Here is a 10,069-nt window from a genome sequence, read left to right on the forward strand (position 1 = left end):
GCGGCGGCGCACCGGCGCTTGTTCGTCGACCTGGGCCTGCTGCCGCTGCCGACCTTCGGCACCTGGACGGCCGCCGCGCTCAGCGACGACCCCGAGCAGGGCCGGGCCGCGCTGGCCGAACTGGCCGCGGCCTCGATGGTGGAGACCACGGCGGCGCCGGTGCCGCGCCGTTTCCGGTTCCACGACCTGACCCGGGAGTACGCCCACCGCCGGGCCCTCGCCGAACACCCGGACCAGCGTGACCGCGACGAGCTGCTGCGCCGGGTGTGCGCGGCACTGCTGGACCTGACCCGGCACGCCCACGCCCGCCTGTACGGCGGCGACTTCGAGGTGGTGCACAGCGACGTGCCGGGCACCGACCTCCCGGAGGATGCCTACGCCGAGGTCGCCGCCGATCCGGTCGCGTGGTTCCAGGCGGAACGGCTCTCCGTACGGGTGGCGGTCGAGCTCGCCGCGCGGCTCGGGCTCACCGCGCTGTGCTGGGACCTGGCCGTCTCGGCCCACGAGTTCTACACGATCCTCAGCCTGCACGACGACTGGTACGACACGCACATGACGGCGCTGCGGGCGTGCCGGGAAGCCGGTGACCGCCGCGGCGAGGGCATCGTGCTGACCTGCCTCGGCCAGCCGGCCCTGGTCGCCGGCCTCGCTTCGAGGCCAGCCGCTGCTCCTCGGCCTCCAGCCGGCGTTCCAGCTCGGGCAGCCGGCCGTGCCGGAGCTCGGCGGCCCGGTTCAGGTCGTACTGACGCTCGGCCTGCTCGGCTTCCTGCCTGACCTGCTCGATCTCGCGGCGCGCCTCCTGCACCCGGCGCAGCGACTGCCGCTCTGCTTCCCATTGGGCGCGCAGTGCGTCCACCTGAGCCCGCAGGTCGGCCAGCTCGCGGCGCAACTGCTCGAGCCGCTCACGGGTGGCCGCGTCGTCCTCTTTGGACAGCGCGGTTTCCTCGATCTCCAGCCTGGTCTGCCGGCGGGTCAGCTCATCCAGCTCGGCCGGCATCGAGTCGATCTCCGTCCGGAGCATCGCGCACGCTTCGTCGACCAGGTCGATGGCCTTGTCCGGCAGGAACCGGTCGGAGATGTAGCGGTGGCTCATGGTGACCGCGGCGACCAGCGCCGCGTCCTGGATCTTCACACCGTGGAACACCTCCAGCCGTTCCCGCAGGCCCCGCAGGATGGAGATGGCGTCCTCCTCGGACGGCTCGTCCACCACCACCGGCTGGAACCGGCGCTCCAGGGCGGCGTCCTTCTCGATGTGCTTGCGGTATTCGTCCAGCGTCGTAGCGCCGATCATGTGCAACTCGCCGCGGGCCAGCATCGGCTTGAGCATGTTGCCGGCGTCCATCGCCCCTTCCGAGCCGCCGCCGGCGCCGACGATGGTGTGCAACTCATCGATGAACAGCAGGATCTGCCCCTCGGCCGCCTTCACCTCGGAGAGCACTGCCTTGAGCCGCTCCTCGAATTCACCGCGGTACTTGGCCCCGGCCACCAGCGAACTCATGTCCAGCGAGAAGACCGACTTGTCCTTCAGCCCCTCCGGTACGTCGCCGTGTGCGATGCGCTGGGCCAGGCCCTCCACGATGGCGGTCTTGCCGACGCCCGGGTCACCGATCAGGACCGGGTTGTTCTTGGATTTCCGGGACAGGATCTGGATCACCCGGCGGATCTCGGAGTCCCGGCCGATCACCGGATCCATCCGGCCCTGGTTGGCCTCTGCCACCAGGTCCCGGCCGTACTTGGCCAGCGCTTCATAGGCGCCCTCGGGCGTCGCCGAGGTGACTCGCTGATTGCCGCGGATCGACATGAGCGCCTGCAGGAACGCGTCCCGGTTGATCCCGGCCTGGTGGAACAGCCGGCCGGATGGACTGCCCGGCCCCTCCTCGATCAGGGCGATCAGCAGGTGCTCGACCGAGACGTAGTCGTCCTTGAGCCGCTGGGCTTCTCGTTCGGCGACGTCCAGCAGCCGCGACAGCCGCTGGGTGACGAAGATCTGGCCGGGCTGCGCGCCCGGCCCGCTCACCCTCGGCCGGCGCTCCAGCTCCGCCTCGACCTCGGCGCGTACCTTGTCCGGGTCACCACCGGCCGCGGCCACCAACCGGGGCGCCAGACCGTCCGGCTGTTCCAGCAAGGCGAGCAACAGGTGCTCGCCGTCCACCTCTGTGTGCCCGTACCTGAGCGCCTTGGTCTGGGCGTCATGCAGTGCTTCCTGAGATTTCTGGGTGAGACGGTTGGGATCCACAGTCGGCTCCGTCCGTTGGAGGACACCCGCGCGAAGCAACAAGGCCGCTCCGCGCCCTTCTCATCGGATCAGCGCCCGTCCGCCGCTGTCGATTGGTAGATCTGCCAATCCCACGGGTGACGATGTCCGCTCGATGCCACGGCGCCAAATTTCTGAAGAGTGAACGCATGGAAGCTCAGGACGTGGGAACGCCCCGGCATGCCCAAGGAGATGGAAGGCGACAACCGCAAGCGACGCGCTCTGGCCAGAGCGGCCCGGGAGCAAGGGCAGCGGGCCAGCGAGGCCGGCGTGAGTCTGGGCTCCTCCAAACAGCGGCACCATGCCGAGCATGCCGAACGCGCGGACCAGAGCGGCCCGCCGCCGGAGGGAGCCCACAAGCCGGGGCCACGGGCGCCGATGCCCCAGGAACCACCGCAACCTGATCCGACCTGGCCACGCAGGCCCCCGACGATCGGCGACACCGGCCCGGACAGTGGGTCGCTGCGGCTGCGCTACCGCGAGCTGGTGAGCTCAGCGGCGAAGCAGGCCGGGATTGACTTCGACACGGCACGGGAGGCGGGCCGGGCCACCGTTTCGGTGCTGGCCCGCGTGGTGGATGAGGCAGAACGCCGGCGTCTGCTCGACGTGGTGCCGGCCGAGCTGACCGAGGGGCAGGACCTCAGCAGCCCCGTCCCCCAGAGGGACGCGATCGGGTTCGTGCGCGAGGTGAGCGGGCTGCTGCACTGCCCGCCGGAACAGAGCCGGATGCGGATCCAGGCGGTCCTCGGCGCCATCGCCGCACAGGACCCCGACGTTCTGGACGCCCTGCACCTGCCGGACGGGTTGGCTGAGCTGACCCGGCCACCCCGGCCGGGCGGCGGCGTGGTCGGGCCGGACGGGCACACCGCCGGACTCGACGAGGACGAGGTGCAGGCGGCGCTGGAGCGGCTGCCGGACTGGACCGGTGACTCCCGGGCACTCATCCGCGCCCTCGTGCTGCCACCGGATCAGTTGGAACGGGTCCTGCTGCGGCTGGACCGGCTCAAGCAGGAGCTCGGGCGCGGGCCGCGGATCAGTCGCAGCGACGAGCAGACCGCGGAGCTGGTGGTCACCACCACCAACGTGGGCGCGGTCACCGCGCTCGACGTCGATCTCGCCGTCCGGGTCGACGAAGCGATCAGACAGGCGAACGCCGGCCTGGCCTAGCCCGCACCGCGAACCGGCCGTCGCACGAATACCGATCGCCGTGCGGGGGCCGGAATTCGTCGTCACCGATCGGCGACCGGCACGAGAAAACAAATTATTAATCAGATCACTTGCAGTTGATCGGTGTCGCGGCACGTACTAATGTCGGATCGGTCAGGAAGATGGCAGGCGGATCGCGTTGATGCGAACCGTACCGCGAAGAATTTCTGCCCTGGCATCGCGTACGTGAATCCGCATCGTCCGGTAGTGCGACGAGGGGTTCCGGATGCTCGGTGGAAATCACGAAGAAGCCTTTTCCGCGCTCGATGACCTGGACTGCGCAGCAGCGGAGTACGCCTCCGCCTGGAAGCGTTCCGATGCGAAGCGCCGACGCTTGCTGCGCGACGATTTAATTCGCCGCCTGATTCCGTTCGCGGATCGGTTGGCGTCGCGTTACCGGGAATGCACCGAGCCACTGGAAGACATCCGTCAGGTGGCCCGGATGGGCCTGGTCAAGGCGGTCGACCGCTACGACCCGGAGCGGGGCTCGTTCACCGCCTTCGCGTTCGTCACCATCACCGGTGAGGTGAAGCGCCACTTCCGGGACCGTACCTGGGTGATCCACGTGACCCGGCGGCTGCAGGACCTCTCCTTGGATGTGGGTCACGCCACCGCGGAACTGACCCAGGCCCTGTCCCGGACGCCCACCGCCCCGGAGATCGCCCGGCATCTCGAGGTGGGCGAACAAGACGTCCGCAGCGCGCGGATGTGCACCGCCGGGCGCACCCCGATATCGCTCAACACGCCGCTGGGTGACGACGGCTCCCGAGAACTCAGCGACCTGATCGGAAGCTCGGACGAGGCCCTGGAGACGATTGCCGAGCGGCTCGCCCTGGACGACGTGCTGCGCGAACTGCCGCCGCAGATCCAGCGCCTGATCATCCTGCGGTTCTACGGCAACCTGACCCAGTCGCAGATCGCCGCGGAATTCGGCATTTCGCAGATGCACGTGTCGCGGCTGCTCCATCGCGGGCTGGCGTGGTTACGGGCGGCCCTGCTCAGCGACAGGCTGCCGCTGTGGGACCAGGTGCAGGACTACCACGACCCGGAGAACATCAAGGTGCAGCTGCGCGAGACCAGCACATCGATCGACGTCCAGGTGGACGGTGAGATCACCATGCACAACGCCGACCGGCTGTCGCGGCGGCTGCACTCGGCCGTCTCGCTGGCCGTCGCCCAGGGCCGGCTCACCGTCGACCTGACCGGGGTGCCCTCCATCGACACCACCGGTGCCACGATGTTGCGCGACGCGCAGACGTCCGCATCGCTGTCCCAGGTCGCCATGACCATCGTCGGCCTACCGCCGGGCGTGGAGTCCGGTCTGGCGCGCAGCCAATCCCCCACCACCGGTCCGGCGCACCGGTGAACGTCGCCGAGCGGCTCAGCTCCAGGGCCGGCCGGCTGCATGCCGGGCGGCCGTGCTGCGCAGCTCCTGCTCCAAGCCGGCGATCCTGTCCAGCAGGTCCGTGACGATCAGCAGTGCGGTCCAGCTCAGACCGAGGCCGGCCCGCAGCCGGCGCGCCCGGGCCAGCGCGGAAGCCTGGTCGGGGCCGAACCACAGGACGCCGGCGGCGTCGCGTTCCGGTTCCAGCACGCCCAGTGCCACGAGCCGGCGCACCAGTTGCGGATGCATTCCGGCGCTGCGGCTGAACACCGCGATGTCGGCTCGACCGGCCGCGGGCGACGGCATCCGGATCAGGGCGTAGGTGGCCGGTTCGTGAGCGGGTCGATCGTCATTCACGGTTTCCTCCGCGGGTCGAACGAGGATGTCGCGGCCAGCTCCTCGAACAGCCGCCGCTCCGCGTCGGTGAGCTCGGCCGGCACCATGATGCGCGCCTCGGCGTACAGGTCGCCGGGCCGGCCCTTGGAGTTGGGCAGGCCCCGGCCGCGCAGGCGCAGCCGCCGGCCGCTGGAGGTACCGGGCGGGACGCGCAGCTTGGCCTCACCGCCGGGCACGTCGATCGCCACCGAGGCGCCGAGCACGCCCTCCCAGGGCGCGAGCGGCAGCACCACGGTGACATCGCGTCCGGTCACCCGGTATCGCGGGTGCGGCGCCAGCCGAACCACCAGGTACAGATCACCCGCCGGGCCGCCGGCATCGCCGTTCCCGCCCTGACCAGCCAGCCGGATCCGCTGTCCGTCGGTCACTCCGGGCGGGATGGTGACACGGCCAGCGACGAGAAGATGGCGTCCTGGGCCAGGAACAGCCCGGCCATGGCGATGACGACGGCCGTACCGGAGACGACGACCGCGTGCCCGGAGGTCTCGGCGGCGATCTCCACCGCGTCGACGTGGCCACGGCCCTTGGCGCGTTCCTCGCGTTCGCGGCGGACGTAGAACAGCGAGTAGTCGATGCCGACCGCCATGCCGATGAGCAGGATGACGCTGGAGGTGGAGTCGTTGGAGGGCACGAGGTGTGAGGCCAGGGTGGACAAGCCGATCGCGGCGGCCACCGAGGACAGGGCCAGCAGCACCGGGATGCCCGCGGCGATCAGCGCGCCGAACGCGACGATCAGGATGGCCAGGGTCACCGGCAGGCTGAGGATCTCGGCCCGCTTGAAGTCGGCGCCCAGGGTGTCGTCGAGGGCCTTGTTGATGGAGGGCCCGCCGACCTGCTCGACGCGCAGGGCCGGGTGTTGCTCCTGGACCCGCGCGGTGGCCGTCCGCAGCGGCTCCACCCGCTCGGAGGCGGTCTCCGGGTCACCGCTCATGGTGATCGGCAGCAGCAGCGCAGTGCCGTCGACGGCCTTGACCGGCGCGCCGACCTCGGCGACGCCCGGGACGGTCCGCAGCTGGGCCGCCGCGGCGGTGGCCGCGGCCCCGGCGGCTTTCTGGTCCAGCGGGCCGGAACGGGAAGTGATCAGGACATTGTCGACGGCCGGCTCGTCGGGGAACTTGCCCTCCTCGATCATCACGCCGGCGCGTCCTGACTCGCCGACGGCCTGGTCCTGTGCCGTGGCTTCCTGCAGCCCGGCCGCGTTTCCCCCGACGAAGCAGACCGCGACGAACACGACCCACAGCGCCACCGCCCGCCATGGGTGCTCGGCACTCCACCGTGCCACCCGAACCGTCACCGGTCGCTTGCTCATCGCTGGTTCCCCCTGCGTCGATTTCTGTGTCGAACCTGAACCTAGGTAGAGGGGGAGCTGGGAACATCCGGGTCGGACCCGCGCCGGACCCGGAGCCGGCCGGGTGCCCGGCTCGGGTCGCCCCGCGCGGCAGGAATGCGGCGAAACGGCGGTACCGGACGCCGGTCGGGGTCAGGGCTCAGTCCGGGGGAGGAGCGGGCCGCCGGTGACCCCGAGGCGGCCTCAGGGTTTGCCCGGGGCCACGGGCTGCGCCGGGGACCAGCCGACGGCCGGGGCGATGTGTCGGGTAATTGTCTCGAGGATGCGGGCGTTGTAGGCGACGCCGAGCTGGTTGGGCACAGTGAACAGCACCGTGTCGGCCGCCTGGACGGCCGCGTCGGCCGCGAGCTCCTCGGCGATGCGGTCGGGCTCCCCGGCGTACGTGCGCCCGAAGCGCGACCGCACCCCCTCCAGCAGGCCCACCTGGTCGTCGTGGGCCTGCTCGCCGAAGTAGATCCGGTCGATCTCCTCGGTGATCGGCAGCACGCTGCGCGAGACGGACACCCGCGGCTCCCAGTCGTGGCCCTGCTCGCGCCACGCCTGCCGGTACAGCTCGATCTGCTCGGCCTGGAGCTGGTCGAACGGCACCCCGGTGTCCTCGGACAGCAGAGTGGAGCTCTGCAGGTTCATCCCGGCGCGGGCGGCCCACTGCGCGGTCGCCCGGGTGCCCGAGCCCCACCAGATCCGCCGCCGCAGACCCGGTGACTGCGGCTGCACCGCCAGTCCACCGCTGACGCCGGTGCGCGCCGGGTCGGTCCGGGCCACCTTGCCACCGTCGATGGCGGTCAGGAAGATCTCGGTCTTCTGCCGGGCGGCGTCCGCGGCGCTCTGCCCCTCGGCCGGCCGGTAGCCGAACACCTCGGCGCCGCGCAGCACGGTCTCCGGCGATCCCCGGCTCACGCCCAGCTGCAGCCGGCCGCCGCTGATCAGGTCGGCTGCCGCGGCCTCCTCGGCCATGTAGAGCGGGTTCTCGTAGCGCATGTCGATGACGCCGGTGCCGATCTCGATCCGCGACGTCCGCGCGCCGATCGCCGCCAGCAGCGGGAACGGCGAGGCCAGCTGGCGCTCGAAGTGGTGCACCCGGACGAACGCGCCGTCCACGCCGAGTTCCTCGGCCGCCTCGGCCAGCTCGATGGTCTGCAGCAGGGCGTCGGCGCCGCTGCGGGTCTGCGACCCGGCCGCGTCCCGCCAGTGCCCGAAGGACAGGAAACCGATCTTCTTCACCCCGGTGCGAACCACCCGGGCCGGCGCCGGATTCCCGGTCCGGGGTTTCAGCGCAGCAGCCGGACCAGGGTGTCGGCCAGCACGGCGGCCGTCTGCTCGGCCGGGGCGGACGGCAGCACGACGTGGCTGAGCACCAGCCTGACGATGGACTCGGCGGCGGCAGCCACGGTGTCCGCGCCGGCCTCCGGGACGTGCGCGGACGCCCAGTCCCGGACCACCGCGCTCGCCGTCGTGAGCACCAGCTCGGAGCGGGTCGTCAGGTACGGCAGCAGACCGTCGTCACCCTCCGTACCGGTCAGGATGGCCTTGACCAGCGGATTGTCGGCGGCTTCGGTGAGCGTGCGCAGGATGGCGGCCTCACCGGCGGCCCGGATGTCGCCGCCGTGGGCGAGCAGCTCGGCCCGGACCGCGTCGACGAAGCGGCTCACCTCACGGGCGGTCAGCGCCTCGGCCACCCCGGCCTTGTTACCGAACTCGTTGTAGACGGTCTGCCGGCTCACCCCGACCGCGTCGGCGACGTCGGCCATCTTCACCGCCGCCCAGCCCTGCGACACGGCGGCCGCACGGGCGGCGTCCACGATCGCCTCGCGTAGCTGCCGGCTCTTCTCCTCGCGGTAACTCATCGCGGCAAATGTTAGACGTGGAGCACGGCCATGTCCAAAATATTGACACGGAGACAGCGCGTGTAAAGGATGACGGGATGGCTCCCATCGTCACCGCCCCCGCCTGGCGGGACACCAAGCGCCCGCTGTGGCCGCTCGCCCTGGTGATCCCCGCGCTGCCGTTCGTCTCGCTCGCCGTGGCCGCCCGCTGGGACGCCGGCTGGGCCTGGCTGCTCACCCCGGTCGTCGTCTTCGGCCTGATCCCCGCCATCGACCTGCTCATCGGCGAGGACCGGGCCAACCCGCCCGAAGACCTGGTGCCGGCGCTGCAACGCTCGCCCTACTACCGCTGGATCACCTACCTCTACCTGCCCGCCCAGTACGCCGCGCTGATCGTGGCCGGCGCCGTCTGGACACGCGGACCGGGCCTGGTCGGCGGCCTCGGCCTGGTGCTGACCATCGGCATCGTCAACGGCGTGGCTATCAACACGGCTCACGAACTGGGCCACAAGCGCGAGCACGTGGAACGCTGGCTCTCCAAGATCGCCCTGGCGCCGACCGGCTACGGCCACTTCTTCGTCGAGCACAACCGGGGACACCACGTGCGGGTCGCCACCCCGGAGGATCCGGCCAGTTCTCGGCTCAGGGAGAGCTTCTGGCGGTTCTGGCCGCGTACGGTGCTGGGCAGCCTGCGCTCGGCGTGGCGGCTGGAGACCCAGCGCTTCCGGATCCGCTCCCGCAGTCCGTGGACGCCGCGCAACGACGTGCTCAACGCGTGGGCGATGACGGTGGTGCTGGTCGTCGCGCTCACCGTCGCGTACGGTCCGGGCGTCCTGCCGTTCCTGCTCGCCCAGGCCGTCGTCGGCTTCTCGCTGCTGGAGGCGGTCAACTACCTGGAGCACTACGGCCTGCGCCGGCAGCGCAACCCGGCCGGGCGCTACGAGAAGGTCGACCCGCGGCACAGCTGGAACAGCGACCGCCTGGTCACCAACGTGTTCCTCTTCCAGTTGCAGCGGCACAGCGACCACCACGCCAACCCGCTGCGCCGCTACCAGGTGCTGCGCAGCTTCGACGTGTCCCCGCAGCTGCCGGCGGGCTACGCCACGATGCTGGTCGCCGCGCTGGTGCCCCCGGTGTGGCGGCGCCTGATGGACCGCCGGGTGCTGGCCCACTACGGCGGCGACGCGAGCCTGGCCAACACCGGCCCGGGCGGTCAGGTGAGCGCGTAGTAGTCCTCGGTGATCACCGGCCGGAAGCCCAGCGAGGTGTAGAGGTTCAGGGCCCGGTCGTTGTCGGTGGCCACCTCCAGGTGGACGACAGCCGCGCCGTCGCCCCGGGCCGTACGGCACATGCGGTGCAGCACGTCCCGCCCGATGCCGCGTCCCTGGAGGTCGGGGTGGACGACAAAGCCGTAGATCCCGGCCCGGTCGCCTTCGCGATTGACGCGGGCGGTGCCGACGACCCGGCCGTCCCGTTCGACCACGAGGGCATTCGGGTCGTGGCCGGCGGACTCCGGCGGCTCCCAGCCGAAGCCCAGGCGCAGCAGCTCCCGGACGGCATCCGTGTCGGCGGCAGCTGCCGGGGGTGACCGGGTCGAAGCTGTCCCGGTTGTATTCGCAGATGGCGGTCAGCCGCCCTGCGGCGAAGAGCCGTCC

General features: G+C 71.1%; 9 protein-coding genes and 1 pseudogene. 3 read left to right on the forward strand and 7 right to left on the reverse strand.

Annotated elements, in window-relative coordinates; all coding sequences use genetic code 11:
• Window positions 1-634: 634 nt before the first annotated feature.
• Window positions 635-2,236, reverse strand: a pseudogene (locus AB0C29_RS19050) (Clp protease N-terminal domain-containing protein); the annotation flags it as partial.
• Window positions 2,237-2,395: 159 nt separating this feature from the next.
• Between AB0C29_RS19050 and AB0C29_RS19055 the strand changes: the two are divergent.
• Together AB0C29_RS19055 and AB0C29_RS19060 are read left to right on the forward strand one after the other, a co-directional pair.
• Window positions 2,396-3,421 carry a DUF2267 domain-containing protein gene (locus AB0C29_RS19055; RefSeq protein ID WP_360821807.1) on the forward strand — a complete coding sequence of 342 codons (1,026 nt, stop codon included), beginning with the start codon at window positions 2,396-2,398 and terminating at the stop codon, window positions 3,419-3,421.
• Window positions 3,422-3,686: 265 nt separating this feature from the next.
• Window positions 3,687-4,826 (forward strand): sigma-70 family RNA polymerase sigma factor, encoded by a 1,140-nt coding sequence (locus AB0C29_RS19060; RefSeq protein WP_360821809.1) that lies wholly within the window; start codon window positions 3,687-3,689, stop codon window positions 4,824-4,826.
• A gap of 15 nt (window positions 4,827-4,841) precedes the next feature.
• Here the strand turns inward: AB0C29_RS19060 and AB0C29_RS19065 are convergent, their stop codons facing one another.
• The 5 genes from AB0C29_RS19065 to AB0C29_RS19085 form a co-directional block, all read right to left on the reverse strand.
• Window positions 4,842-5,201 carry a chaperone modulator CbpM gene (locus AB0C29_RS19065; protein ID WP_360821811.1) on the reverse strand — a complete coding sequence of 120 codons (360 nt, stop codon included), beginning with the start codon at window positions 5,199-5,201 and terminating at the stop codon, window positions 4,842-4,844.
• Window positions 5,198-5,608: a DnaJ C-terminal domain-containing protein gene (locus tag AB0C29_RS19070; protein ID WP_360821813.1), complete on the reverse strand. Its 411-nt coding sequence runs from the start codon at window positions 5,606-5,608 to the stop codon at window positions 5,198-5,200. The genes AB0C29_RS19065 and AB0C29_RS19070 overlap by 4 nt, the downstream gene beginning before the upstream one ends.
• Window positions 5,605-6,549, reverse strand: coding sequence for an MMPL family transporter (locus AB0C29_RS19075; RefSeq protein ID WP_360821815.1), 945 nt, complete (start codon window positions 6,547-6,549; stop codon window positions 5,605-5,607). Before AB0C29_RS19075 ends, AB0C29_RS19070 begins: the two co-directional genes overlap by 4 nt.
• 222 nt (window positions 6,550-6,771) lie before the next feature.
• Complete coding sequence (locus AB0C29_RS19080) at window positions 6,772-7,812, reverse strand: LLM class flavin-dependent oxidoreductase (protein ID WP_360821817.1); 1,041 nt, start codon at window positions 7,810-7,812, stop codon at window positions 6,772-6,774.
• Window positions 7,813-7,859: 47 nt separating this feature from the next.
• The gene (locus tag AB0C29_RS19085; protein ID WP_360821819.1) at window positions 7,860-8,435 is read right to left on the reverse strand and encodes a TetR family transcriptional regulator; all 576 of its coding nucleotides are present in this window, start codon (window positions 8,433-8,435) and stop codon (window positions 7,860-7,862) included.
• Between the two features lie 77 nt (window positions 8,436-8,512).
• Here AB0C29_RS19085 and AB0C29_RS19090 point away from each other — a divergent pair, with 77 nt between their 5' ends.
• On the forward strand, window positions 8,513-9,643 hold the full coding sequence (locus tag AB0C29_RS19090; RefSeq protein WP_360821821.1) for an alkane 1-monooxygenase: 1,131 nt from the start codon (window positions 8,513-8,515) through the stop codon (window positions 9,641-9,643).
• On the opposite strand, the gene AB0C29_RS19095 is transcribed toward AB0C29_RS19090, so the two are convergent.
• Window positions 9,628-9,960, reverse strand: coding sequence for a GNAT family N-acetyltransferase (locus tag AB0C29_RS19095; RefSeq protein WP_360821823.1), 333 nt, complete (start codon window positions 9,958-9,960; stop codon window positions 9,628-9,630). The two genes, AB0C29_RS19090 and AB0C29_RS19095, sit on opposite strands and share 16 nt — an antisense overlap.
• Window positions 9,961-10,069 lie beyond the last annotated feature (109 nt).

Origin of the sequence: Actinoplanes sp. NPDC048791 (genome assembly GCF_040650095.1) — a bacterium.
Taxonomy (GTDB): domain Bacteria; phylum Actinomycetota; class Actinomycetes; order Mycobacteriales; family Micromonosporaceae; genus Actinoplanes.